Origin of the sequence: Xanthobacter agilis (assembly GCF_021730435.1) — a bacterium.
GTDB classification, from domain to species: Bacteria; Pseudomonadota; Alphaproteobacteria; order Rhizobiales; family Xanthobacteraceae; genus Xanthobacter; species Xanthobacter agilis.
In genome coordinates this window covers 127,914-154,640 of record NZ_JABWGX010000007.1, presented here as the reverse complement: position 1 = coordinate 154,640, position 26,727 = coordinate 127,914, and the positions used below count along the sequence as shown (strand labels likewise).

18 protein-coding genes and 2 tRNA genes are annotated in these 26,727 nt (G+C 66.1%); 9 read left to right on the top strand and 11 right to left on the bottom strand.

Annotation, left to right across the window (positions count from 1 at the left end; translation table 11 throughout):
• Positions 1 to 13 precede the first annotated feature (13 nt).
• A complete protein-coding gene (locus HUW53_RS07165) occupies positions 14 to 2,605 on the bottom strand; it encodes a sensor domain-containing diguanylate cyclase (RefSeq protein WP_237345062.1) in 2,592 nt (863 codons plus the stop codon).
• Positions 2,606 to 2,904: 299 nt separating this feature from the next.
• On the opposite strand from HUW53_RS07165, the gene HUW53_RS07160 reads away from it, so the two are divergent.
• From HUW53_RS07160 to HUW53_RS07150, 3 genes are all read left to right on the top strand, one after another.
• Positions 2,905 to 2,978, top strand: a tRNA-Cys gene (locus HUW53_RS07160).
• A gap of 213 nt (positions 2,979 to 3,191) precedes the next feature.
• A complete protein-coding gene (locus HUW53_RS07155) occupies positions 3,192 to 4,979 on the top strand; it encodes an ABC transporter ATP-binding protein (protein ID WP_237345061.1) in 1,788 nt (595 codons plus the stop codon).
• Between the two features lie 127 nt (positions 4,980 to 5,106).
• Positions 5,107 to 5,182: transfer RNA gene (locus tag HUW53_RS07150), tRNA-Asn, on the top strand.
• A 616-nt stretch (positions 5,183 to 5,798) separates the two neighbouring features.
• Here HUW53_RS07150 and HUW53_RS07145 read toward each other — a convergent pair.
• The 7 genes from HUW53_RS07145 to dsbD form a co-directional block, all read right to left on the bottom strand.
• Entirely contained in the window at positions 5,799 to 6,443 is a 645-nt protein-coding gene (locus tag HUW53_RS07145) for a class I SAM-dependent methyltransferase (RefSeq protein WP_237345060.1), read from the bottom strand.
• Complete coding sequence (locus HUW53_RS07140) at positions 6,440 to 7,528, bottom strand: FkbM family methyltransferase (RefSeq protein ID WP_237345059.1); 1,089 nt, start codon at positions 7,526 to 7,528, stop codon at positions 6,440 to 6,442. The genes HUW53_RS07145 and HUW53_RS07140 overlap by 4 nt, the downstream gene beginning before the upstream one ends.
• A gap of 400 nt (positions 7,529 to 7,928) precedes the next feature.
• Entirely contained in the window at positions 7,929 to 9,227 is a 1,299-nt protein-coding gene (locus tag HUW53_RS07135; RefSeq protein WP_237345058.1) for a glycosyltransferase family A protein, read from the bottom strand.
• A 360-nt stretch (positions 9,228 to 9,587) separates the two neighbouring features.
• The gene (locus HUW53_RS07130; protein ID WP_237345057.1) at positions 9,588 to 10,823 is read right to left on the bottom strand and encodes a threonine/serine exporter family protein; all 1,236 of its coding nucleotides are present in this window, start codon (positions 10,821 to 10,823) and stop codon (positions 9,588 to 9,590) included.
• 130 nt (positions 10,824 to 10,953) lie between these two features.
• Complete coding sequence (locus HUW53_RS07125; RefSeq protein ID WP_307499904.1) at positions 10,954 to 11,625, bottom strand: L,D-transpeptidase; 672 nt, start codon at positions 11,623 to 11,625, stop codon at positions 10,954 to 10,956.
• A 29-nt stretch (positions 11,626 to 11,654) separates the two neighbouring features.
• The gene (locus HUW53_RS07120; protein ID WP_237345055.1) at positions 11,655 to 12,284 is read right to left on the bottom strand and encodes a DsbA family protein; all 630 of its coding nucleotides are present in this window, start codon (positions 12,282 to 12,284) and stop codon (positions 11,655 to 11,657) included.
• Positions 12,285 to 12,304: 20 nt separating this feature from the next.
• A complete protein-coding gene (dsbD, locus tag HUW53_RS07115) occupies positions 12,305 to 14,164 on the bottom strand; it encodes a protein-disulfide reductase DsbD (protein WP_237345054.1) in 1,860 nt (619 codons plus the stop codon).
• Between the two features lie 87 nt (positions 14,165 to 14,251).
• On the opposite strand from dsbD, the gene HUW53_RS07110 reads away from it, so the two are divergent.
• The 6 genes from HUW53_RS07110 to ppk2 all read left to right on the top strand — a co-directional run bounded on the left by HUW53_RS07110 (position 14,252) and on the right by ppk2 (position 22,543).
• Positions 14,252 to 14,914: a response regulator gene (locus HUW53_RS07110; protein WP_237345053.1), complete on the top strand. Its 663-nt coding sequence runs from the start codon at positions 14,252 to 14,254 to the stop codon at positions 14,912 to 14,914.
• The gene (locus HUW53_RS07105) at positions 14,911 to 16,215 is read left to right on the top strand and encodes a sensor histidine kinase (protein ID WP_237345052.1); all 1,305 of its coding nucleotides are present in this window, start codon (positions 14,911 to 14,913) and stop codon (positions 16,213 to 16,215) included. The genes HUW53_RS07110 and HUW53_RS07105 overlap by 4 nt, the downstream gene beginning before the upstream one ends.
• Positions 16,216 to 16,607: 392 nt before the next feature.
• Positions 16,608 to 17,798 carry a CaiB/BaiF CoA transferase family protein gene (locus HUW53_RS07100; protein WP_237345051.1) on the top strand — a complete coding sequence of 397 codons (1,191 nt, stop codon included), beginning with the start codon at positions 16,608 to 16,610 and terminating at the stop codon, positions 17,796 to 17,798.
• Positions 17,795 to 18,619, top strand: a complete 825-nt coding sequence (gene scpB / locus HUW53_RS07095; RefSeq protein ID WP_237345050.1) for a methylmalonyl-CoA decarboxylase — start codon at positions 17,795 to 17,797, stop codon at positions 18,617 to 18,619. The genes HUW53_RS07100 and scpB overlap by 4 nt, the downstream gene beginning before the upstream one ends.
• 367 nt (positions 18,620 to 18,986) lie before the next feature.
• Entirely contained in the window at positions 18,987 to 21,209 is a 2,223-nt protein-coding gene (locus HUW53_RS07090) for a tetratricopeptide repeat protein (RefSeq protein WP_237345049.1), read from the top strand.
• Positions 21,210 to 21,451: 242 nt separating this feature from the next.
• Positions 21,452 to 22,543, top strand: a complete 1,092-nt coding sequence (gene ppk2 / locus HUW53_RS07085; protein WP_237345048.1) for a polyphosphate kinase 2 — start codon at positions 21,452 to 21,454, stop codon at positions 22,541 to 22,543.
• Between the two features lie 503 nt (positions 22,544 to 23,046).
• On the opposite strand, the gene HUW53_RS07080 is transcribed toward ppk2, so the two are convergent.
• From HUW53_RS07080 to HUW53_RS07070, 3 genes are all read right to left on the bottom strand, one after another.
• Positions 23,047 to 24,585 (bottom strand): KpsE/RkpR family capsule polysaccharide export protein, encoded by a 1,539-nt coding sequence (locus tag HUW53_RS07080; protein WP_237345047.1) that lies wholly within the window; start codon positions 24,583 to 24,585, stop codon positions 23,047 to 23,049.
• A gap of 18 nt (positions 24,586 to 24,603) precedes the next feature.
• A complete protein-coding gene (locus HUW53_RS07075) occupies positions 24,604 to 25,458 on the bottom strand; it encodes an ATP-binding cassette domain-containing protein (protein WP_237345046.1) in 855 nt (284 codons plus the stop codon).
• A gap of 61 nt (positions 25,459 to 25,519) precedes the next feature.
• A complete protein-coding gene (locus tag HUW53_RS07070) occupies positions 25,520 to 26,392 on the bottom strand; it encodes an ABC transporter permease (protein WP_237345045.1) in 873 nt (290 codons plus the stop codon).
• Positions 26,393 to 26,727: the final 335 nt, after the last annotated feature.

The window sequence follows — 26,727 nt, the reverse complement described above, 5'->3', positions numbered from 1 at the left end:
TCCGTCGCGGCCATCAGGCGGTCGCCTGCTCCTCCTGTTCGGCGAAGGCGACAACGCGCGAGCGGCCGCTGGTCTTGCCCCGATACATGGCGGCATCCGCGCGACGGATCAGGCTCTCGGCGCTCGTGATCCCGGCGCGGCCCACCGCCACGCCCACACATGCGGAAATATTCGCCTCGCCGACCGACAACGTGAACGGCTCGTTCAGAAGGTCGAGCACCTTGGTCGCGACCGCCATGGCTTCGTCCTGCGTCTCGATTCGCGGCAGGAAAATGATGAATTCATCCCCCCCCACGCGCGCCACCGTATCCTCGGCGCGCATGGCGCCCGACAGGCGGCGGGCAACCAGCGTGAGCAGTTCGTCGCCCGCCGCATGCCCCCAGCGATCGTTCACGGGCTTGAACCGGTCGAGATCAATGAACAGAACGCCCACCAGCCCCTGCGGATGGCGCTTCAGGGTGAGCGCCTGTTCGATCCGGTCGGCGAGCAGGGTGCGGTTCGGCAACCCGGTCAGCGCATCGAAATTCGCCCGCAGCCAGATTTCCTCTTCCTGGTGCTTGCGCGCCGTGATGTCCGACATCAGCGCCACATAGCCCGAAAGCCGGCCATCCGACTGCACGATGGCGCTGACCACCGTGCGCTCGACCGACAGCTTGCCGTCTCGGCGTCGATTCGCGATGTCGCCTTCCCAGCTCCGCTTGGTGGCGAGACTCTTGAAGATCGGCCGGTAAAAGCTGAGCCCGTTGCGTCCCCAGGCCAGCATCTTGGGCTTTTGCCCCAGCACATCTTCGGCGCGATACCCCGTGATCTCGCCAAAGGCCGGATTGACGCGAATGATCTCCCATTTGCCGTCGGTGACCATGATGCCTTCCGCCGCGGCCTCGAAGACGCGCTCGCTGATGAGCACCTCTTCTTCGAGTTGCACCGCGCGGGTGATGTCCGAAAAAGCAAGGATGGCACCGGTCGGCGCACCTGCGCCCGCCGGCTGGAATCGCCGCCCCTCCACGCTGACCCACACGCGGCGGCCTTCAGCGTCGCTCACAATGTACAATTCCTCGCGAATGTCCTCCTGGAGGCAGCGGACCGAGGGACGGCGCGCATGCGGCACCGCCTCGCCCTTGGCGTCCAGGAGAGGAATGGCGCGCGCCTTCAGGCCCGCCGCGTCGGAGCGCAAAATCTGCAGGGCCTGCTCGTTCCACGCGACCACTTCGCCACTCTCATCCACCAGCAGCATGCCGGCCGGAACAGCCTCGAAGATGCCGCGATAGCGCGCTTCGCTCTCCCTCAGGCTGCGCTCCAGCTCGAACCGATCGGTCACGTCGTGGATGATCGAATAAAGGGCTGTGTCCTTGCCCGCCGTTACAGGCCCCGAAAAGACTTCCACCATGCGGATGGCGCCGGACGCGAGCCGATGGGGAAAGACGAAGGAGGGAGGCACCCCGGTCTTGGCCTCCGCCATGCAACGGGCAATTTCATCGCGGGACAGGCAGTTGATATCGGCGATGTTCATCCCGGTCAGCTGCTCGCGCGTATAGCCGTAAAAGCTCGCGGCGGCGGCGTTCGCGGCAAGAATCCGTCCATCTCTCGGATCCGTCAGCAGCTTGACCGAATGGTTCTGGTCGAACAGCGCGTGATAAAGGGCTTCTTGCCGGGCAAGGGCCGCGCGTTGGCGCACGTTCCGAAGGGCGAGAAGAATCAGGGCGGCGGCTAGCCCGATCAGTGCCAATGTCCCGAGCAGGTTCGTCCAACGGTGAGCGGTGACGGCTGCATCGTGCGGCGCCAGCATATCGGCCGTGGACAAGCCCACGAAGATGACGACCGGCAGATCGCGGAGCCGCGCCCAGGCATAGATGCGCTCGATGGGCTCATGGGTCGCCACCGCCGTAAACACGCCCTGCGCAGGCGCATCGGGCCTCAGATACGGGCGCGAAACCTTCACCGCCCGGCCCAGCAAGGTACCTACCTCGCTGCTGCGCGCGAGGTAGGTACCATCGGGGATATGAACCGCGCCGACCGTGTCGTTGCGCCCCAGCACCACCAGCGACAACTCTTCGGAAAGAAACTGCGGCGACACCAGCATGACAATGACGCCACCGAACCCTTCGGTCGTCAGGATCGGACGCGCCATCGGCACCACCCAGCGTGTGCCGGCTTCTTCACGCCGCGCCTCACCCATGGTGAGCCCGTCGTCGAAGGCCTGTGCCCTTTGCTCCTGAAAGAACGACGCATCGGCGATGCTGTGCCAAGCTGGGGCCACGCCGCTGGTTTCAATAAGGCGTCCCTGCGCATCATAGATGAGAATCTGAGCTTCGGCCGATGCCGGCAACAGAGCGAGCCCCTGCGTCGCGAGCAACTTGAAGCGTTCGGGCGCGCGGGCGTAATCCCGGCGCAAGGTCTGAAGCAAATAGTCCACCCCCCGGAGTGTGGCAGACAGCTGCTGGCGCGCCGCTTCGGCAACTTGCTGCGCCCGCAGACGCCCAGCAGCCAGAACATCCCGCCGCGATGCGGTAAATGAATACTCCGAATAGACCCAATAACTTGAAACTAGCGCTAAAAATACCGCAATAGCTACCAATATACCAGTTGCGCCAAACTTTATACGCATCAGAAACGGCCTTGAAACTCGGTCCACATGGAAGCTGCAACGGTAAGACCGTACGTGACATTACGTCATTGAACAATACCCTTTTTGGTATACTTCAGACCCCTGCCCGGCCGAGACCTTAACTCAACCCTCATATTTTCCATCGGCACGATAGACACAGGGTTTGTGTGGGGACTCCCCGATCTTTTCCGCCGGTTTCGAAATCGCGACGCGACATCTGAGGTTTCGAAACCCCGTGGAAATCGCCTGATGCGACCTTGCGCATAAGGTTCCCCCGCCGTAAGAACCGCACTTCGTGAGGCCACGTGGCGGAGTGGTTACGCAGCGGACTGCAAATCCGTGTACGGGGGTTCGATTCCCTCCGTGGCCTCCATTTTCGCGCGCAGCGTCGGCCGCCAAACCTTACGGCCATCACGCCCGGCATTACCGCCCAGGCGCCATCCGATCCGACACGGCTTGCAGCGCACGACGGCGTCCATTGACTTGCCGCGGCCATGGCGCTTGAACTGCGCACCAAGCGGCCGGCCCGTGCCCGCCGCCGGAGAACCGCATGAAAGCAAAACCGGTCCCCCCGTCGCGGGAGCCCGTGAGCAATGACGAGACGGTGTCGATCCTGCGCCGGCTCCTGCTCTCGGATGGCAAGCGACACTGGAAGGGCTATGCCCTCGCCTTTTCCTTCATGGCGATGATGGGCGCCTGCACGGCCGCCCTCGCCTATTTGATGAAGGATGCCGTCAACGCCATTTTCATCCACCCGACCCCTGAGGGCGTCTGGCTGGTGTCCGGCGCGGTGATGCTGCTGTCCATCATCAAGGGCGCGTCGGCCTACGGGCAGTCGATCACCATGTCGCGGGTCGGCAACCGCATCGTCGCCGACAATCAGAAGCGCGCCTTCGACAAGCTGATGCTTCAGGACGTGTCCTTTTTCGCCAGGCGGCACACGGCGGAGGTCTCCTCCCGCTTCAATGCCGGCGCCAACGGCGCGCGCGGCACGCTGGATCTGGTCATCTCCTCCATCGGGCGCGACATGCTGTCCCTGCTCATGCTGGCGACCGTCGCCATCGTGCAGGATCCGTTCCTCGCGTTGATCGCCCTGGTGGTGATGCCGGTTGCCGTGTTCGGCACCCGCAAGCTCATCCGCCGCGCCAAGGGGCTGTTCACCACCGGCTTCAAGTCGGGTGTGAAGCTCTCATCCATCGCGCTGGAGGTGTTCCAGGGCATCCGAACGGTGAAGGCTTACACGCTCGAACCGGAGATGCGCACCCGCACCCACGCCTATATCGATGACGTGGAGCGCAACGCCAATCGCCTCGTCAAGACCCAGGCGAAGTCGAGCCCGCTCATGGAGACGCTGGGCGGGCTCGCCATCGGCGGCGTCATCCTCTACGCCGGCTACAACGTGATCGTGGTGGGCAAGTCGCCGGGCGAGTTCTTCTCGGTGCTGACCGCGCTCCTGCTCGCCTATGAGCCGGCCAAGCGCCTCGCCCGCCTGCATGTGGACCTGGTGACCCACATGATGGGCGCCCGCATGCTGTTCGAGCTGCTTGATTCGAAGGCTCCGGAAGAGGACCCGCCCGGCATGCCCGATTTGCCGCGCCCCCATGGGCGGGTCGAATTCAGCGGCGTGGTGTTCGGCTATCGCCCCGGCGAACCGGTGCTGCGCGGCATCGACCTCGTCGCCGAGCCGGGCCAGACCACAGCGTTGGTGGGCCAGTCGGGCGGCGGCAAGACCACGGTCATCAACCTCATCGAGCGCTTCTACGACCCGCAGGCGGGCGTGGTGACCTTCGACGGGGTGGACACGCGCGCGGTCACCCGCCGCTCCGTGCGGGCCGCTGTCGCGCTGGTGAGCCAGGATGTCTACCTGTTCTCGGGCACGGTCCGCGACAACATCGGCTACGGCCGGCCCGGCGCCACCGAGGAGGAGATCGTCGCCGCCGCCCGCGCCGCCCATGCCCACGACTTCATCATGGGCTTCGAGACCGGCTACGACACGGCCGTGGGCGAGCATGGCGCACAGCTCTCCGGCGGCCAACGCCAGCGCATCGCCATCGCCCGCGCCTTCCTGAAGAACGCGCCGATCCTCCTGCTCGACGAAGCCACCGCCGCCCTCGACAGCGAATCGGAAGCGGAAGTGCAGAAGGCGCTGCATGAGCTTCAGCACCAGCGCACCACCATCGTCATCGCCCATCGCCTACAGACGGTGGTCCGCGCGGACAAGATCTGCGTCATCGATGGCGGCCGGGTGATGGAATCAGGCACCCACGAGGAACTGCTGGCCCGGAAGGGTCGCTATTACGGCTTCTATCACCTGCAGTTCACCCACGAGCGCGACACCGCCGGCGACGACCCGAGCGCCCTTCTGCCCGCTTGATTTCACCCCGTCCTCCGGCCGCCGCGGCCGGAGGATTTCCACAGGCTGCGATCACGCCGTCCGCTTTTGGGCTTCACAAGCAGGAAACCGGTTGCTATATCGCCGGCCTCGGTCGCGAACGACCTGGTCCCCGATAGCTCAGTTGGTAGAGCGTTCGACTGTTAATCGAATGGTCGCAGGTTCGAGTCCTGCTCGGGGAGCCATTTCTTTCTCACGGACATTTTCCTCGGACTCATGCCCGCGCCCCTGGACAAGGGAGGCCGTCGGCTCCCGGACGTCCGCCTCGCCCGGTTCCCCCCACACACGTTGACTTCCCAAACCTTGGTCGGGTCCTCCATCCCAGCCAGGGATGCGCCAGCGATGCTGTCGCGAAACACAGGCCGCCGTCAGGGTCGGCCAGCGGGCGCGAAGGCCGTCATCGGGTCAGCGCAGGGTCCACCCGATCGGCGTCCTCCAGACCGGCCGCGAGAGCGCCTCAGAAGGTGCGTGGCGGCCATCTTCGGCTCTTCCCCTGGAACCCTTGTCGCATCGCGCCACCAAGCTGCACCCTCAGCGTCGCGCCGGTGGAGAAGCCAGCCTATGGCGCCCCCTCCCTGTTCCGCGAGCAGAACAGGTCCAAGTTCGCACCAGGGACCCCCTCGGGCATTTTCAAGCGCGCTCGAATCGGCCGCCGCGCGAAGAGAAGCTGCGCGATCGCGCCAGCCCCTGCGCGGATGCGCCTTAAGGCGTTTTCCCTTCGCACCGGCTCGCGTCATCCGCTCCACGCTTTGCAGCCCCATTTTCCTCACGCGAACCGGAATCCGGTTCGCGTGACATGCTCTAAAGGCGAACGGCGTGGATGCAGAAGGCGTGGCTGGGCGGTGCGCGCCGCTCACCCTCGCGGGTGCTCACCGTGGCGGCGTAGAGGTCTTCAATCGCCTCCTGGGACAGCCAGGGACCCGGCAGCGCCTCCCCGAAGGGGCCGCAGGATGCGCCGGTGAAGGCGTAATCCGGCACGTCCGGATCGGTCATGGCTTCGACATCGGCCAGATCCACCAGCTGAAACCCGTTGTAGCCGCAGGCGCCCAGCGTGGCGATGAGGGCAAGGCCCGCCCCCGCATCCTTCACCGCGACGGAAAGCGGCTTCACCAGCTGCCGGAGCAGGTGATTCAGAACCACCTGATTGGCGTCGCCCGCGTCGACCTTGATGTGGCGCGGCGTGCCGAACCGGTCGAACAGATCGCCGAGCGTCAGACCCGGCGCCGCACCGCTCTCGGTCTCGACGGCGTCCACGGCCGCTTCCACCACCGTGAGGCGCTTGGCGGCGATGGCATCGGCGAACCGCGCGCGCGCGGTGGCCGCCAGGGTCGGGTCGGGCTCGAGCGCGACCACCTCGAAGTCCTTGGCCAGAAAATATGCGGTGTCGTCGCCTGTGTTCAGGCCGAGGTCCATGATGAACCGGCTGGAATCGGCAAAGACGGTCATGGGAGGGTGCGCTCCTTGGGGATGGCATAAAGGACCGCGCCGCTGCCGCACCAACCATGGGTGCGCATGAGCACGGCGTAATCGGGAAGTTCACGCATGAGCCACGCCGGCGTATCGATGAGGCCGGCGGCATCGTGATGGACCGTGGCGGCAATGATCGGGCGGTGGCGCAGCAGGGTTTGCCGGGCACCCACCAGGGCCTTGAGCTCGCCGCCCTCCAGATGCAGCTTCACGAAGCTCGGATCGAGCGCGAGCGCATCCAGCGGCACCGCTGCCCGCAAGGTCTGGCCGCTCGCGGCGATGCGCGAGCACGGGCCCAATCCGCGATGAAAGCGAACCGCAGCGGCGCGGTCGCCGAGAACGGCATCCAGGATCAGAACGCGGGCGCGCAAATCCAGATCGAGTTGATCGACCCAGGCCTGAAGGGCGGCCCGGTTGTCGGGATCCGGCTCCACGGCCCAGATGGCGGAGATCGGGCCGGGCGCCCGCTCCAGAAGCCGGGCGATGACCGCGCCATGGTGCGCGCCGCCGTCCAGCGCCCGCTCTCCAGGCCGGAGCGCGCGCGTGACGTCCGGAATGAAGAAACAGGTGGCCGGCTCCACCGGAGCGCCCGCGAAGTCCCATTCCTGCCGGGCGAATCTCCAGGCGGCGACGCGCAGGTAATGGGCCCGCGATTCCGCATCACTGAAGCCCCCGAGGACCCGCCCGGCGGCCTCCAGCTCGTCCGCACCGAGGCGCGGCGCGAACCAGCCGCTGGCGAGGGGCCGCTGATCGACGAAGGCCTCGGTGACGTCGTGGAGGGGGACGCAATGGCGCCAGCCCAAGTCGTTCAGCATCTCTTCGGTCTGCGTAAAGGGCCGGCCGGCGTCAGCGATCGCGACCAGCGCCCCGGCTCGGACTCCCGCCGGCACCACGTCCGGCGCCAGCATGCAGATACCCGCCCAGGCCGGATCGTTCACATAAGCGGACGCCTCGGCGTCGATCACGCCGGAGACCGCCTGGCCCACCGCCCGGAAATAGGCGTGGCCGCGCCGGCCGAGGGCGGAGGCACCGTAAATCCAGAGGGGCCGCGCTCCGGGCCGCACCGGAGCGCCTGCCGGGGCACGCGCATTGACCCTGGCGAGAAGATCACGCGCGGTATCCTCACCCGGAATATGATCGAAGTGCCGTCGCACGTGCGCGTCGGAGACAAGACGGAGATGGGCGCTCGCACGGCGAGGCATCAGGCGCCTCGTCCGTTCCAAGCCGGCGCTGTCGTGGCGTCTGGCATCTCTTCCTCGCATGGGCGCAGTTTGAATGCGCTCCCCTTATCGTCACGATAGGCTCGGAGGCTGGCGCCGGCCTGTACTGCTCCAGGCCGTCCGCGCCAGCTGCCGCGCCGGCGGCCCCGCCATTGGCGCCCGCGTGGCGCGTGGCCATCGCGTTCAGGGCGTCATCCGACGCATCTTCTGCCGGCGAACCGGAAGCTGTTGCGCGTGAACCCGCTTAAAGCAGCAGCGACGCGCCGACCTCGCCCTCGCTGATGATCATGGCCGGCGGATAGCCCTGGTCCAGGAAGGACTGTCGCAGCTCCTCACGGGCGATGAACACCACGGAGGTCCGCAAGTTCTTCGCCGAGGGATTGGCCGGTGGGGGGATCACGAGGATGCGCCGCTCAAGTCCCACATCCCGCAGCAATTGCCCGAGAACCTGCCCGTCGTCCACGCCCGCGACCAGCAGCCGCTCGACCTCGGCAATGCTGTTGGCGAACCGCGCGAGAGTCTGCGCCATGACCATCAACGGAAGCCGATCGCTATGCTCGAAAGTGCCGGTGAGGCTCGGATTGAGGTGGCAGATACGGCAAATGATCTCGTAGACGGTGATGTAATCCTTGGCCTTGAATGCCGCGCGCAGCGCCAGGCGCATGCGGTGTTCCATGAAATGGTCGATGAGACCGCGGAACGACCTCGCCATCTCCTCGGTGGCGGAAATATTGCGGCGGCGCAGCAGGCTGAACACCATGTATTCGACACCGCCGCGATACTGGTCCCAGGAGTTCACCGCCGCCGCGAGATCCGCCTGCGCGTTGCCCGGCTGTCCGGGGTCGCGGGGCATCGCGCGGTAGCAGGGCGCCCGCTGGAACGCCACGGGCCCTTTCGCCGACACCGTCGTGAGGTGGCTGAAGGCCCAATGACACAGATGCGGGGTCGAGACGATCATGCGCACCGCGTCTGCGCGATACACCGCGACCTCGGGAACGATATGGTGCTGGACGATGTGTCCGATCAGGTCCGCTTCGTCGCCGGGCCGGAAGATCTTCAGTTCATCCGGCTGCAGATGCGACAATTCCCCGTTGACGTTGCCGACATCGTCATAGATCTCCCAGGGCGCGTAGCAGGCGCAGATGTCCGGGTTGGACTGCATGAAGCGGATGGTGTCGGCCACCGCATCGGGAATGAGCAGGGCATCGTCGGCCAACGCGATCAGATACTTGCCGCGCGCGCGGTGAAGCGCGCTGAGCGGGTTGGACGGCCCCTTCGCCTCGACTTGCTTGAAATAATGGATGGGCATGCCCTGGGCGCGGAAACGCTCGACCACATCGGCCGTGGCATCGGTTGAACTGTCGTCCGAGACCACGATCTCATACGAAAAGCCCCACCCTTCGCTCCATGTTCTGATCTGCGGCAGCACATAGTCCAGGGCCTGCGCCCGGTTGCGGGTCGGCATGCAGATGCTGAGGGTGACCTCCTCGGCCCTCTCCGACCGACCGTTGGGCCGCATTTCCGGAATGAAGGGGTTAATCATGGCAGGTGGTTCTCCGCTGCGTCATCGCGGGCTGGGAAAGGCGGAAATGCGGGACGCGCCACGCCAAAGGCGGGCTTGCTCCAGCGGGTGGGCGCCGTCGAAGGCGGGACCGTTGCGGCCCATGAGTCGGAGCCGCGCCCCTCGCGCCGGCGATGACCGGTCACAGGCGCTTGGCTCCTCCGCTCGGCGCCTCTGGCGGTCGCCGGTCGCAAACACGAGCGTCATGCCCGCCGTCCCCCCAGGGCACGCGACGGCCCGCCGCCAGGTCGCTCCGCGCTCTGAATACGGCCTCCCTTAGGGGCCGATGATTGCCTGTGGCTGTCTTGCGAGCATCAGGCTTCCGGCGGCGGCCGCGGACGGTCATCCAAGCCGGCGCGGGCCGCCCTTGTAGTTCTCGAACAGCATCTTCGGCACGATGAGGCCAACGGTCATGGCGAGGATGAGGATGAGCGCGGTGATGCCGTTCACGGTCGCGCTCACGAGAAGCTGGGCGGAGGCCGAGGCGCCCTGCGTGGTCAGCTCCACCAGCGCCGCCGCTGATTCGAACAGGAACACCCCCGGCACCATTGATACCACCGAGGCGAAGGCGAAGCCGGCGAATGGATAGCGCAGCCGGGCCGCCACCGGCGCCGCGATCAGCCCCACGATCAGGCAGGCGGCGAGGCTGCCGGCGGCGAGGCTCACACCGGAGGCCAGCAGCAGCCACCGCACCCCGTGGGCCAGCATGCCCACCAGCACCGGGACCGGAAGCATGCGCCATGGCATGTTGAAGAAGGTGCCGTAGGCCGCCACCGCGATCCCCGCAGCGACCACATCACGATACCATGGCACCACCGTCGCAGGTCCTTCGGTCGGAAGCCTGAAGTCGCCGACCGTGAGGCCGAGCAGCAGCCCGGAGCAGATCATCAGCACCACGAGCCCGGCGAACACCAGCCGTGCGGAGCCGATGGTGATGCGGGAGCGGGCGAGGTCAATGGTGCCGTTGAGCACATGGGGCCCCGGCACCAGCACCATGCACGGACACACCAGCACCAGGCGCGGATCGACGCCGATGTCGAGTTGGATGGCGATGACGCCGGCCACGCCGGCGAGCAACGCGGCGGCGAACGGCTGGATCAGCGCGTTGGTGGACAGATGGGAGATCGCGCGCCGCAACAACGCGCCGCAGCAGGCGCTGAGGGCGATGACCGCCATGGTGGCAAGCGTGACCGCGCCGAAGATCACCCCCAGGGCGACCGCGCCCGCAGCCGCCAGGGCAGCGAAACGGATCACGTTCACCGGGGGGCGGCGGGTGATGGCGTCAAGCTCGGTGGCGGCTTGGTCGCGCCCCATGCGGCCCGCGGCCACCTCGTCGATGAGGTGCAGGACGGCGGCCACCTTACCCATGTCGACGCTGGTGGGCTTGGCGGACAGGATAATGGGGGCGGGATGGCCCTCCACGAACAGGACCACCTCGCCCCAGCGCAGCAAAAGATCCGCTTCGGCGCCGAGCGCGGTGCCGAAGCGACGGATGGCGGCACGGGTGCCTTCCGACGCCTGTCCGTTGATGAAGAGCACGCCGGCGGCGGTGGCGATGGTGTCGGGAACGCTGGACATATCACGAGGCACGGTGCGGCCCATCCCATGCTGCGCGAGGCGCCCCACGCGCCTCCCCCACGGCGCAGCTACGGCGTGTTGCGGGTGGAACGTCAAGGGCCTCGCCGGGCCGCCACCCGCCGCAAAAGGGTCACATCGGCAGCACCACCACCTTGGCGCCGCCCGGCACGCGGCCGTAAAGGTCGATAATGTCCTGGTTCATCATGCGGATGCAGCCGGAGGACACCGCCTCGCCGATGGACCAGGGCTCGTTGGTGCCGTGGATGCGGTAGAGGGTGTCCTGCCCGCCCTTGTACAGATAGAGCGCGCGGGCCCCCAGGGGATTTTCCGCCCCGCCCGCCATGCCGCCGGCCCAGGGCTGATATTTCTTGGGCTCGCGGGCGATCATGGCATCGGTGGGCCGCCAGCTCGGCCACTCGCGCTTGGAGCCGACGCTGGCGGTGCCGGAAAACTCCATGCCCGCGCGGCCGACGCCCACGCCGTAGCGCAGCGCCTTGCCATTTTCCTGCACCAGATAAAGGAAGCGGTTCTTCGGATCGACCACGAGGGTTCCCGGCGTCTGTCCGGTGGGGTCGTTCACGAGCTGGCGCACGTTGCGCGGCTGCATCTCCTGCGGATCCACCGCGGGAATGGAAAAGCCGCCGTCCCGCACCGCTCCATAGCGGCGGGCATCGTTGGGGGAGATGCCCGCCTTGCCATCGGCCGGCGGCCCGTTGGGCGAGGCGGTGACGCAGGCGCCAAGCGCCAGCGGCAGCAGCAGGACCGCAAGGATGCGGGGAAACGGGCGCGGAGCCGGGGACACGGCGGGGCAATCCCTGTCCATCGGCGCGCTCACTCCCCGGTCGCCTGACGGCGGCGGGCCTCGGCAATGGCACGCTTGAAGCTGGCATAATCCAGGGTGGAGGCGAGCAATGGCCCGACGAGATAGGCCGGCGTGCCCTGGAGGCCGATGGATTCCGCCTGGGCGTTGTTGCGCTTCAGCAGCGTCGCGATCTGCGGTCCGTGAAGGGCAAGGTCGAGGTTGAGCCGATCCATGTCGACACCCGAGCCCTTCACCACCTCCAGCATCTGTTCCTTGGGGATCTTGCGCCCCGGAATGGCCATGAGGGCGTCGTGCACCGCGTCGTATTTGCCCTGGTACTTGGCGGCAAGGGCGAGCTGGGCGCCATAGACCGAGGCTTCGGTGAGAATGGGCCAGTCCTTGTAGACCACGCGGATGCGCCCATCCTCCTTCACCACCCGCACGAGGTCCGGCGTCGCCTTCTTGCAGAAGGGGCAGTTGTAGTCGAAGAAGGCGACAATGGTGACGTCGCCGTCAAGATTGCCGGCCATGGGGGCGTCGGGGTCCCGCAGGATGCCTTCCACGTCCACGCCCTGGGCGTGCGCGCCGCCGATCCCCGCCGCAAGCGTCAGCGGGGCGAGGAACAAGGCGGCGAGGCGGATGAAGTCCCGGCGTCGCATATCAATCTCCGAATTGGGGGTCACAGTCTGGCCTTGGCTACAAGGTTTTCGATGTCCTGCGCGGTCACCGCGCCGGTGATGCGGCTGCCGGGCAGCTCCTGCCCGGCGCCGTCCACCAGGAACAGGGTCGGCGGGCCGACCACGGCAAAGCGGGACATCAGGGCGCGCTCGCCCTCGCCATAGGCGGTCACGTCGGCCGCGATGCGCGGCAGGCCCGCGAGCTGGCTGCGGATGGCGGGATCGTCCATCACCCGCTCGTTCGATTTGCACACGGTGCACCAGCCGGCGGTAAACGACACCAGCATCGGCCGTCCGTCGGCCTGCGCGAGGGCCGCATCGAGAGCCGCGGGGGTGGACACGCGCACCTCCTGCGCGGGCGCCGGCGCGGTGTGTGCCCCCGCCGCGAGAAACGAGAGCGGGCGCAGCGGATCACCCGCGCCGCCGGCGGCGCCGATCAGCAAGGTGCCGCCATAGATCAAGGCGACGAGCCCGGCGGCTTTCGCCAGCCGCAGCACCGGCGGATGGCCGGGCCGGCTCCGATCGAGGCCACCCAGGAACACACCAACGCCCACCGCCAGCGCGCCCCACAGGGCAAGGCCGGCCGGCGCCGGCATGAGGCGTGTGGCAAGCACCGCCGCGACGCCGACGAACAGCACGCCGCACACCTGCTTGATGCGCACGAGCCACGGCCCGGAGCGCGGCAGAATGCGGGCGCCGAAGGTGCCGACCAGGATCAACGGCGCGCCCATGCCCAGGCCCAGCATGAAAAGGGCCGCCCCGCCGCGCGCGGCATCGCCCGTCTGCGCGGCATAGAGCATAGCGGCGGCGAGCGGCGGCGTCACGCAGGGGCCGACCACCAGCGCCGAGGCAAAGCCCAACGCTGCGGCCCCGGAAAGAGAGCCGCCGCGGCCCTGGGGCAGCCGGCGCGCCAGCCCCGACGGCAAGGCCAGCTCGAACAGGCCGAACATGGACAGGGCCAGCAGCAGAAACACGACCGCCATGGCGCCGAGCGCCCATTGCGTCTGCAACGCCGCCTGAAGGTTCGCGCCCGACCAGCCGGCCGCGATCCCGAGCACCCCATAGGCAACGGCGATCGCCAGCCCATAAGCGGCGGAAAGGGCAAAGCCGCGCGCGGGTCCCGGCCGTTCCCCCGCCCCGGCCAGGATGCCGGAGAGAATGGGCAGCATGGGAAACACGCAAGGGGTGAAGGCCAACAGCAGGCCAAAGCCCAGGAAAGCCACCAGCAGCACCGCCAGGTTGCCGCCGAACAGCGCCGACGCCCGATCCGGCGCGGCGTCCTCCGGAAGGCCCGCGGCGGCAGGCATTTGCGTGATCGTCTTTGGCGCGATCGCCATCGGGGGAGAGCCTTGCGCACCGGCCGGCACCCCGGCCGAAGGCGGCGACGACAGCGGCGCCGGGCTCAGGCGCGCCAGCGTCGCGCCCGCCCCCGCGAACTCCGACCCAGCCGTTTCGATCTTCAGGCTGGCGAGGTCCACCACGCGTTCCACCACGGGATAGCAGATGCCCGCCTCCGCGCAGCCCTGGTAGGACACCTTGATCTCGCCCTGCGCCGGCAGGCCCCCGACGGTGGCTTCCGCCGCGTGGTGATACACCTCGACCGCACCGAAGTTCGGGTCGTCCTTCGCCTCGCCGGGGCTAGTGGCGAGGGCAACGGGCGTGCCGGCGCGCGCCGCCTTCAGGCTGTCGCGATAGAGGTAGGTGCCGGGCGCGATCTGCCAGCGCAGGGCCAGCGTGCCATCGGCGGCGCGCGTCGCCTCCAGGCGGAAGGCCTCGTCCGCTTTCAGGGGCTTCGAGGCGGCGGCCGGTCCCGCCAGCGTCGAGACCGCCGCCAGCACCGGCACAGCGATACGAAGGAGCATTCTCATCATCATGACGGGCTCCCTCGGATGCCCACCTTAAGCCAGCCTTAAGCTGCGGATAGAAGGTTGCGGCAGGAGGCACAGGCAATGCGCATACTCGTGGTCGAGGATGATCCGGTGCTGCTCAATGGGTTGAAGGTGGGGCTCGGGCTGTCCGGGGCGACGGTGGACGAGGTCTCCACCTGCGCCGACGCACGCGCGGCCCTGGCCTCCAGCCGTTTCGATGCGGTGGTGCTGGACCTGATGCTGCCGGACGGGTCCGGGCTCGAGCTGCTCGCCGCCCTGCGCGCCCGCGACGATGCCACCCCGGTGCTGTTGCTGACCGCCCTCGACGACACCGGCGACCGCGTGCGCGGCCTGGACGCGGGGGCCGACGATTATCTCGGCAAGCCGTTCGACCTCGACGAGCTGGCCGCGCGGGTGCGGGCCATCGCCCGGCGCGGACACGGCCGCGCCGGGCCGACCCTCAAGGCTGGCGGCTTGGAACTCGACCCCGCGACCTTGTCCGCGACCCTGGACGGGCATGCGGTGACCTTGTCGCGGCGTGAATTCGCTGTGCTCTCGGCGCTCATGGAGCGGCCGGGCATCATCCGCTCCAAGGCGGAGATCGAGGAGCGGCTGTACGGCTGGCAAGAGGAGGTGGAAAGCAACACGGTGGAAGTCCACATCCACAATCTCCGATCCAAGGTCGGGCGCGGCGTCATCGAGACCGTGCGCGGGCTGGGCTATCGGCTGCCGGGGCCGCAATGAACTCCCTCAGGCGGCGGCTCTTTCTCATCCTGCTTGTGGCCACCGGCGCCATCTGGCTGTGCGCGGCGGCCTGGACCACCCTGTCGAGCCGCAGCGAGCTGGAGCGCGTCCTCGACACCCGCCTGCAGGAGGCGGCGCGGATGGTGCATTCGCTGGTGGCGGACGGCAACGTCACTGCGGCGGCGCAGGCGCCCGCTTTCTCGGACACCGGCTACGAACGCCAGCTCTCGTGCCAGATCTGGTCCCTGGGCGGCAAGCTCGTCGCCCGCTCCAGCGGCGCCCCCGACTCGGCGCTATCCGGCCCGGACGAAGGCTTTTCCCAGCGGGAGGTGAATGGCGAGGATTGGCGCGTCTACACCATCCTGGACACCGACAAGGGCGTGCGGGTCATGGTGGGCGACCGCTCCGGCCTGCGCGACCGCCTGGTGAGGGACCTCGTGGCCGGACTGCTGGGGCCGCTGGTGCTGGTGGTGCCGCTGCTCGGGCTGCTGATCTGGGTGAGCCTCGGTCGCGGCCTGCGCCCGCTCGAAACGGTGGCGACGGACATTGCCCAGCGCGACGGGGAGGACATGCGAGCCGTCTCTCCCGCCGACGCGCCGATCGAGGTGCGGCCCCTGCTCGAAGCCCTCAACGGCCTGTTCCGGAAGGTGGAGGCCGCCCGGCTCCACGAACGCGAGGTGACCGCCTTCGCCGCCCACGAGCTGCGCACCCCCCTCGCCGGCCTGAAGACCCAGGCCCAGATTGCCCTTTCCGCCCCTGACGGCGCCACCCGCGAGGGGGCGCTGCGGCAGATCCTCGTTTCGGTGGACCGCACCGCGCGCCTGGTGCGCCAACTGCTCGCGCTCGCAAAGCTCGAAGCCGATCCGCCCCAGGCGCCTGAATGGGTGGACGCGGGTGCGCTGCTGCGGGAGATCGCGCAGCAATCGCCGCCTCCCGCCGGGGTCACGGTGCTCATCGACGCGGATCTGGACGGCCTGACGCGCCCCGGCGGCCGCGAGGCGCTGCATCTGGTGCTGCGCAATCTCCATGAGAATGCGGTGGAGCACATGGGCGGCACCGGGCTCATCCGCTGGCGCCGCACGCCGGATGGGCTGTGCGTGGAAGACGAAGGGCCGGGCATTCCCCAGGAAGAGCTGCCGCGGGTGATGGAGCGCTTCTATCGCGGACGGCACCGCAGCGCCTCCGGCAGCGGGCTCGGGCTGACCATCGCCAGTCTGGCCGCCGCGCGCGCCGGGGCACGGCTGCGGCTGGAGAACCGAACCGACCGGAGCGGCCTGCGGGCCGATCTGGCCTGGAGCTGAGCTTCGGGCTCCCGCGGCGCGCCTCTCACACACCTCATTACCACCACGCCACGCGGTGCCCCGCCGCGCCGCGAGACCGATGACGGTAGCCCAAGAGGAATACGGTCCCGTCCCCGCCTCAAGACCCATCGAGCTGCGCGGGCCGGCTCCCCCCGGAGCGTCCCGGCTTCCGTCGCGTCCGTCCACGACCTCAACCCGCCGCAAAAATCGACAGGCTTCACTGTCGCTTTTTTTAATGCTTTCGGCACGGACCTTTGCGACTGTGCGCTTAATCAGAAAATAACAGCTCTGATTCCAAGAGCAAAATGAATAATGCTTAGGTAGCTAATTACGGGGTGAGCTTGTGTTGGACACATCCCCTCGCTACCACCTGAATTGGCAAGGATAACACTGTGGTTGAAACGCCCCTTCCCACGCCGACGCCCCTCCTCTCCGGCGTGACCATCATCGACCTGTCGCGCGTCTTGGCGGGCCCGTTCTGCACCATGACGCTTGCGAACATGGGCGCGCGGGTCATCAAGGTGGAAATTCCGGGTACCGGTGACGATTCCCGCGCTTTTGGCCCGTTCGCGGATGGCAAATCGCTCTATTTCTCGGCCATCAACTGCAACAAGGAGAGCATCGCCCTCAACCTGAAGAAAGACGAGGACCGGGCCATCTTTGAAAAGCTGCTCGAAAAGGCCGATGTGCTGGTTGAAAACTACCGCCCCGGCACCATGGAAAAGCTGGGCTATGGCTGGGACACCCTCCACGCCCGCTATCCGCACCTGATCTATGGCGCAGCCTCGGGCTTCGGCGACAGCGGGCCCTATTCCAAGCGCGCCGCCTACGACATGGTCGTGCAGGGCATGGGCGGCATCATTTCCCTGACCGGATATCCGGGCGGAAGGCCGGTCCGCGTGGGCATCTCCATCGGCGACATCACCGCCGGCCTCTACCTGGCCATCGGGCTCAATGGCGCCCTGTTCCAGCGGGCGGCGACCGGCGTCGGCTCCAAGATCGACGTCGCCATGCTGGACTGCCAGGTGGCGATCATGGAAGACGCCATCACCGCTTATGACAAGACCGGGGAGGTGCCCAGCCCCCATGGCACCCGCCATCCGTCCATCGCGCCCTTCCAGGCCTACAAGGCCTCCGACGGCTATGTGGTCATCGCCGCCGGCAACGACCATTTGTTCAATCTCACCTCCCAGGCGCTCGAGGAACCCGGCCTCGTGACCGATCCCCGCTTCGCCACCAACGAGCTGCGCCACGAAAATGTGGACGCGCTCGAGGACGAGATGGAAAAGGCGCTGTCCAAGAACACGGTGGCCTATTGGCTCGATGCCCTCACGGCCAAAGGTGTGCCGGCCGGTCCCATCAACGACATCCCCCATATGATCGCTGACCCCCAGGTCCAGGCGCGCCATATGGTGGTGTCGGTTCAGGATAAGGTCGCCGGTGAGATCAAGGTCGCCGGAAATCCGGTGAAGGTGGTGGGCTTGCCCGACGCCAAGACCTTTTCCCCGCCGCCCCAGCTCGACGAGCACCGCGCGGCCATCCTCGCGCAATTCGTGGGTTCCACCGAGGGAGCGGCCGAATGACCGACGCGCCAGACACGCCCGCCCCGGCGGCGTCCACCACGGACCCCATGGTGTTGACGTCCATCGTCGGTGCGGTCGGCACCATCACCCTCAACGACAATGCGCGGCGCAACGCGCTCAGCGCCGCGCTGCTGGATGCGGTGATCGGTGCCATCGCCGCGTTCGAGGCGAAGTCCGTGCGGGTGGTGATCCTGCGCGCGGCGCCGGGCCTCAAGGTCTGGTCCGCCGGCCACGACATCAAGGAATTGCCGCGCGGGCATGAAGATCCCTTGGGCTATGGCGACCCGCTGGAGCGGGCGCTCCGGACCATCCGGAGCTATCCCGGCCCGGTGATCGCCCTGGTGCAGGGCTCGGTTTGGGGCGGGGCGTTCGACCTGGTGCTGTCCTGCGACATGATCATCGCCGACGAGACCTCCGCCTTCGCCATCACGCCGGCCAATCTCGGCCTGCCCTACAACACCACGGGCCTGCTTCACTGCCTCAACCGGTTGCCGCTGAACCTCGTCAAGGAAATGTTCTTCACCGCCAATCCGGTAAAGGCGGAACAGGCGGCGAAGTGGGGCATCATCAACCATCTTGTCGCGGCGGCGGACATCGAGACCTTCACCACTGAGCTGGCGACCCACATCGCCACCAAGGCGCCGCTCGCCATCGCCGTGGTGAAGGAGCAGCTCCGCGTGCTCACCGATTTCCAGCCGGTGGCCGCCCAGGTGTTCGAGCGTATCCAGGACATGCGGCGCGCGGTCTATGAAAGCGCCGACTACGAGGAAGGCATCTCCGCCTTCCTGGAAAAGCGCAAACCGGTCTTTCGCGGCGTCTGAACGCCCTGTCCGCTGCCGACCGAAGCCCCATGAAAACGCCCGGTCCACCTCGGACCGGGCGTTTTCATGCGTGCGAGCCTGCGCCAGCGCCCTCGTTTTGCCTGGGCCAAGACCTGTTTGCCTGGGCCAAACCTGGGGCATTTTCAAGCGACACAGGTTCCGGTTCGCGTGACGAAAACGCGTGAACCCGAGCGCCCGGCGCCGATCACGCCAGCTTGATGGCGTGGAAAGCCGCGCCCGGTCGTCGTTGCGGGAAGACCGGGTGCGGCGCGCGCGACACAAGCCACGGGCAAGTGTCGGCTCCGAGGGTACCGCATTGCGTGATCCGCCTCCCGGTACGGCCGGGCGGATGCAAGAGGAAAAGGGCATGGCCAAAGGGCAAAGGGCGATCAACGTCCAAACAAGAAGCGCCGCGCTGAAATGGGCGGAGGATGCGCGCCGGGCGGCGGCGGTGCATCGCGCCGGCAACTTCGCCGAGGCGGCGGATCTTTATGCCAGCCTCTTGAAGCGCGAGCCCAAAAATCCCCAGGTCAAGCATATGCTGGCGCTCTGCCTCTGCCGGCTCGGCCGGCTGCCGGAGGCGGCGGATGCCCTGCGGGCAGCTGCTCAGGGCCTGCCGGACAACCCCGACATCGCGGCCGGCCTTGGCAATGTGCTGGCCGATATGGGTCAGCACGCCGAGGCGCGGGCGGCCCTTCTGCGCGCCCTTGCCCTCGCACCCGATCACACGGGCGCCCGCGCCGCCGTGATGCGCCTCGCGGCCATCACCGGCGATGTCGATCTCCTGCGCCAGCGCATGGCGCGGGAGCCGGTGGATGCGGACACCGTGGTGGCGCTTGGCAAGGCCATGATCGCGGCCGGTGAAGACCCGGCCGGCGCCATCGCGGAATGGCTGCGGGCGGCGCAGCAGGGGATGCTCACATTCGACCGCGTCATAGAGGAGGCCACCCGCGCATCCCAGGAGGCCCGCCCGGGAGAAGCGCTTGCGCTGTTTCAGGTGGCCGCGGCCCTGAAGCCCTCCGATGCGGCGATCCAATGCAATATCGGCGCCCTGCTTCTGGATCTGCGCCGGCCTCGCGATGCCGCGAGTGCCCTACAGAAGGCATTGAACCTCAACCCGACCCACATAAAAAGCTTACTGAATTTTGGCGCCCTGTATTTCAACGAAAAGAAATATGCGGAGGCTCTCACCTATTACCGACGGGTTCTTGCCCTGAATCCGGATGATCCAGCGGCGCTTCACGGTGCCATGAACAACAGCCGGCACATCTGCCAATGGACAGGCGTGGAAGAGGCGGAGGCGGACTTCGCCCGCCGGATGGCGCGGGACGAGAACACGCACGCCGACCCATTCGTTCTTCTCTCCTGTCATGTCACACCGACCGATCACCTGCGCGCGGCCCGCGATTATGCCCGCCAACAGACCGTCGCGCCCCACGACCGTCTCCCACCCGCTCCGCCCGCCGACCCCGGACGGCGCATCCGCATCGGCTATCTGTCGTGCGACCTGCACCGACACGCCACCGCTTTCCTGGCGGCGGACATGTTGGAGCGGCACGACCGCGACACCTTCGAGATCTTCGCCTATTCCTACGGCCCCGATGACGAGACCGCCATGCGCCGCCGCATTGTCGCCGCCTTCGACCATTTCGTCGAGGTCGGTGCCATGACGGATATCGAGGTGGCGCATCGCATTCGCGAAGACGGCATCGACATCCTGGTCGACCTGAAGGGCTACACGAAGGGGTGCCGCCCCAGGATTCTGGCCGCGCGTCCGGCTCCGGTTCAGGTGAACTTCCTCGGCTATCCCGGCACCATGGGGGCGGACTTCATCGATTATGTCATCGGCGATCCCATTGTCACGCCGCTGTCGGCCGCATCCGATTATGACGAGCGGATCGTCCAGTTGCCCCATAGTTATCAGCCCAATGACAGCCAGCGCGCCGTCGCCATAACCGTCCCCACCCGCGCCGAATGCGGACTGCCCGACGAGGCATTCGTGTTCTGCTGCTTCAACAATACCTATAAGATCACACCATCCGTGTTCGACATCTGGATGCGATTGCTGGATCAGGTGCCCGGATCCGTGCTTTGGCTGTATGAGGCCAATCCGGCGGCCCGGGACAATCTCGCTTATGTGGCGGCCTGCCAGGGCGTGGAGCCCGAGCGCCTCATTTTCGCACCGCTGGTGGACACCGCGGACCACCTCGCCCGCTACGTTCACGCGGACCTGTTCCTGGATACGCGACCCTACAATGCCCATACCACGGCCAGCGATGCTTTGTGGTGCGGTGTTCCGGTGGTGACCTTTCCCGGCGAGAGCTTCGCATCGCGGGTCGCGGCCAGCCTGCTTCACGCCGTGGGACTTCCGGAGTTGGCGACCTCGTCCGCTGCCGAATATGAAGCCCTCGCCCTCGCCCTTGCCCGCGACCCCGCGCGCCTCGCGGCATTCAAGGCCCACCTGCTCGAAGTGCGTCCCCACGCGCCCTTGTTCGATACCGGCGCCTACACCCGCGCCATCGAAACCGCCTATCTGCGGATGCACGCCCTACGAGTTGCCGGGCGCGCGCCGGAGCCGATCGTTGTCTGACCGTACGCGCACCCGTTCGGTGCTCCCCAGACAGGCCCATCCTTTTTGATTTTGGTCAAAGCTCCTTGGTCGGCTATGCTGCAAAGCTTCCGAAGAGAAAATTGCACTAAGATCAAGCTGAGCGACTGTTCCGTTTAAGATTCCAGGCCCCCGCACCGATGCCATGCATTGGTTACGAGAGGCGCCACGAACGGAAATGGGCCTCAGCATTCAAAGCCGGAATAGAGAGAAAGACACTCGTGATGACCGACGACTTCACGCCCCAGGAGGTCGATACCGCCGACCGGCCGGACTCTCTCCCCCAGGGCGCCGAAAGCAGCCTCGCGGAGGAGCGCGTTGCCGCCGCTCAAGAGGCCAAGGTTTCCGCCGTCACCGACATTGCCGTCGCGCCGGGGCTGCAGGATGGGCTTGATGCGATCATCGCCGGCGCCTCGCCCGATGATGCCGTGCGCCTGCGCGCCTCGCTCGGCCTGCCGCGGCAAAAGGGACAGCGCCGCGGCACCAGCGACGCGCTCTCGGACGATTGGCGCACCGGCGGCTATCCCTTCAAATACCGCATGTTGCGCCGGGACTACGAGCAGCAGAAGTTCCTCCTGCAGAGCGAGCTCCTCAAGCTCCAGTCCTGGGTGAAGGAGGCGCGGCAACGCCTCATCATCGTGTTCGAGGGTCGCGACGCCGCCGGCAAGGGCGGTACCATCAAGCGCTTCATGGAACACCTCAATCCCCGTGGCGCGCGCGTCGTGGCGCTGGAGAAGCCGAGCGAGGTCGAACGCGGCCAGTGGTATTTCCAGCGTTATGTCGAGCACCTGCCGACCATGGGCGAGATCGTGCTGTTCGACCGTAGCTGGTACAATCGCGCGGGCGTCGAGCGCGTGATGGGCTTTTGCAGCGAGGACGAATACCGCGAATTCCTGCGGCAGACCCCCGAGTTCGAACGGAATCTGGTGCGCAGCGGCACTCACCTCATCAAATTCTGGTTTTCGGTCAGCCGCGAAGAACAGCGCCGGCGCTTCAAGGAACGGAAAGTTCACCCCTTGAAGCAATGGAAGCTTTCCCCCATCGACCTCTCATCGCTCGACAAATGGGAAGAGTATACGCGGGCCAAGGAAGCCATGTTCTTCCACACCGACACACCCGATTCACCATGGACGGTCATCAAATCCGATGACAAGAAGCGCGCGCGATTGAACGCCATGCGCTACGTGCTGCACTCCCTGCCCTACAAGGGCAAGGACACCGACCGGATCGGCCCCATTGACGGCCTGTTGGTCGGTCGCGCCAACGCCGTCCACGAGCGCGACGAATACAGCATCGGACAACCCAGGAGCCTGTGAGGCTCGCCATCGGCATGCCGCACGCCATCAACGTGCGGTTGCCGCATCGGCACAACCGGCCATTTCCCAAGGGGCGCGCGCCGCAGGTGTCGCGCATATACGCGACTTTGCTCCCGGCGTCCCGCCCTGGCCGGAACAAAGAAAGCGCTGTTCCGGATGCGTGACGCCCATAAACCCTTGGCCCCGGTCCGCGATCGGCGCCAGTCGAGTCCTCGCAGACGCCGCGCGCTGAAGCAAAGGTCCGCGCGTCATGCTCACTGGTCTTGGGTATTCACCGCGCCCTTGACGTGCTTCGGCGCGAACTCGCCTATCCGCGGGCTCCGCCATGCCGCGCATGGTTCAGGCGTGCAGTTCAGGCTTGCGCCGCACACGCTCGCAGTAAGCCGCCCCTGACATCACTCCGCGCAACAAGGCCGCGGAGACGCTGTCCCGAGGGCGCCCCACGATCTTCCCGATGCGGAACGGTGAATGCCGGACCCTGATGGCAGGGTCCGGACTGTCACTCAGACGCTGTGGTCGCGGATCGACGCAAGGATCAGACGCGCGATCAACCAAGCCAGGAACGTCAACGCCACTACACTCAGAAGAATGAGGAAGCGTTTGGGAATGGTGGATTCCATCGGAGGCGACGGCGAGACCACATTCACCACATAAAGCTTCTGATGCTCCGATTGCAGCATGGCGCTCTGCACCATGGCCGCCGCGGTATTGTACTTCTGCTGCGCCAAATCGATATCGATGCCCAGCAGCTTGAATTTCGTGATCAATGGCGCCAAAGCATCCGTGCGCCCGGTCAACCGGCTCTGCTCGATGCGGATCTGCGCCTCAAGAGACGCCAGCATGTTGCGGATTTCCACGGCGCGCGGAGAATCCGGCGACGCATTGCTCATGAGGGAGCCAAGTTCAGCCCGTTTCACCGCCACCTGTTCCCGCAAGGACGAGATGATGTTGTTGTAACTCGCGGCCTCGCCCGTGGGGTCGAGCATGCCGTTCTTGATTTGCAGGTCCGTCATGGCCAGCATCGCCGAGCGCAGGCCATCCTCGGCCTCGGTCATCTGAACCCTTGCCAGCCGCACGGTGTCGCTACGCGACCGCTCGTTGAACTGATTCACCAGCCGCTCGCTGATCCGTGCCAGTTCCCGCGCCATTTGAAACGCCGTTTCGGGGTCATAGGCATCGGTCGTCAGGGTGACCTGCCCTTCAAGATCCGAGTAGGAAACGGACGTGTGGGCGAGGAAATTGGCGTAGCGCTGCTCGTAATCCGACTTCTGCGGAAGCCGATGGAACCAGTCGATGTTACCCGCCGTGAAGCGCTTGCTCAAATTCATGCTCTTTTCGAGCTCGTTGAACGCCTCGCGCGACCGGATAAAGTTCACGACCGCATAGGATTCATCGATGGCACGCTCAGCAAAGGGCTGTCCGGTCGACGCCAGCGCCGCCGAAATGCCGGCCATGGAACCGCCCAGGGCCACGTTGTTGCTCGGATTGCGGATCGCCAGCACCGCGTCCACCTGATACCCATCGGGCGCGATCAGATAGAGATAACCGGCCGCCGCGATGACCGGTAGCGCGAGAAACAGCCGGTTGAACAGCTTGATGTTCGACTGCCAGAATTCGCGCACCGCCATCCGCTGCAGGAGCGAGGCCTTCTCTTCCTCCGTGGGAAGATCGTCGCCCGGCACCTTCAGCCAATTGAAAATCGACTTGACGCTGGCCGCGCGCTGGCGCCATCCGCGTCGCACCGGCGGCTGACCGGGATCCGTCGCCGGCACCGTCTCGATGCGCCGTACCCGAGGCGCATCGCCGCCGTCCTCGGGGCGACCGAAGAAGTCACGGGGTTCGTCAGCCGCGGGCCGCAATGCCGCAGCGCGGCGCCGCCGGAGCGATGCCGGAGTTTCCGCACCCGAGACGCCCGGCAAAGGCACCACGGCCGCCGGACGACGCCGACGTGCGGCTAGAGCGCCCTCTCCCGGCACGCCCTGCAAGTCGGCGACGTCGATCGGCGCAGCCGAACGGTGACGCATATCCACGGGACTGTTCAAGCTGAACCTCTTCGCGCGTTAGAACTCATCATCTCTCGCTTCGCCCCGCGGATCAAGCCGCGCGGTCAGAGCGACACCGGTAAACGCCTTGAAAGTCGCACGCCTATCCCCAAAGGTCTTTATGACCCCATCTTCAAGTATATAGAAATCATCGCACAAGTCCCTAATCGCCGGCGCACTCTTTGAGGCAATAATGAAACTATGCGTCTTTTGCCGCGCAAGCATCAATTCCTTAATTGTATCGCGAAATGGGCGAGCACCTAAACACAACATGTCGTCAGTGATATAACAATCAAAATCAAGTGCATAGCATAAACTGGTCGAGGCTCGAATCATAAAATCAGGGGCCAACTCGCCGATCGGCATGTCGAGATCTTGCCTACGGATCTTTCCAATTTCCTTAACCGCATCGATCATGTCGGGCGCCCAAGCCCCATAGAGGGTGCTGAGCAGCCGAACATTGGCCCGAATGCTCATCTCCTTGCGGAAGATGTCGCGTGCACTCATGGGCCAAGACACACTCATGCCATGTATCACGCGCCCGGCATCCGGCCGCAGATTGCCGGTCAGGAGTTGGATGAGGGTTGTCTTGCCCGCGCCCGGCGCGCCGAGCACGCCGATGGCGCGTCCGCGTGGAAAAATTGCATCCAAGCCATTCAGCACGAGGGTTTCGCGCGGGCGCAGACCGATCGTCTTGGTGATACCGTGCAGCTCGATGGCACCGCTCCCCCGCACCCTCGGCTTCCGGTCCTGATCGAGGGTGACGACCGACGAGCGCCCCTCTTGCACCGGCGGCGGCGCCTCCTGAAGGCGAGGCTCTGCCGCGGTTGCCGCGCGACGACGGGGAAGGACATGCCACAACGATCTCAGCATCCGCACTTCCCCACCCCATCGATGATCAGGTGGGAACGATCATTCTGGCAGACGGCGCGCATCATAGGCCTTCACCATCGAAGCTCTCTTCAGTCGCGGCCACGCGCTGCACGGTACTCTCCGCCCGCCTGCGCACCACCCGCTCAAGCATCAACCCAAACGCCAAGGTCACGCTGACAACGATGCCAATATAATACCAGCTCCCCATGGCCGTAATATAACTGCTGAAATAGACGGTCCGCATCAGTTCCATGAAATGGAACACCGGATTGTAATACAAAGCTCCGCGGAACATGTAGGGGGCCTCGGGCCAGATGAACAAAATGCCACTGGTCCACATCACGGCCATCATCATGCCCTGTACCACAGTGCGCGCGAAGGGCACATAGAGAAACAAGGCGCCAAAGCACAATCCAAGCGAAAAGGCCCACACCCCCATGAGGAGCATGAGAAGAAACATCGCCCAGGGATCATGAACGGGTGGCGACACGCCAAAAAGGTACATGAGGCCGAAAATCGGATAGGCCAGCACCACATAAAACGCCGTATTCAATATCGCCCGAGACGCCAGGACATCCAGCGCCGTCACCCGCGGATTATTCTTGAAGGCTGCCTTCGCGCTCTTAAATGTCGCGACGCGGAACATGGTCGTTCTGAGCATCCAGAACAGCACGAGGCCCGAGACCACGAACGGGATGATCGGCATGCCATGGTGCGTCGGCGCTCCGGCCAGGACACGCAGAAGCAGCATGCCGCCCGTCATGATGCCCAGACTGAAAAGCTCCTCGATCACACCGAGCGAGCGCTTGGAGACGCGGGAACTGTACTCCGCCATCACCGTGGAGAAGAGCGCGCGATATTGGTTCTTCGCGGCTTCGGTGAACACGTCGTCCAGATCCGCGCGGCCCACGCTGTTTCCCGTCCGATCCTGCACGCGCACCCCTCAAGGTCTCGAGAACACGGCCGCTGCGCAACCGCCCCTACCGGGGCCATCTATAGCGGAAGATGATTAACAATATGGCGGACGGATACAATGTGGCGCCGATTGTGGCGGGAAGATGCCAAGCGCCACCGCAGCCGGAGCTGCCTTAAAGGCAGACCTGGCGGCCTGCCGCAGCGTCGGCACCCCTCGGTTTCTGACCTAAGTATGAGTCGCCTCTGGAGCCGTGGTCGCATAGGGTCTGTTCACGAAGCCTCGGCGTATTGAGAATCGCCTCATGGTACCAACCGCGACATGCGGCCAAGGGCCAACCAAAGCGACCGATCCGC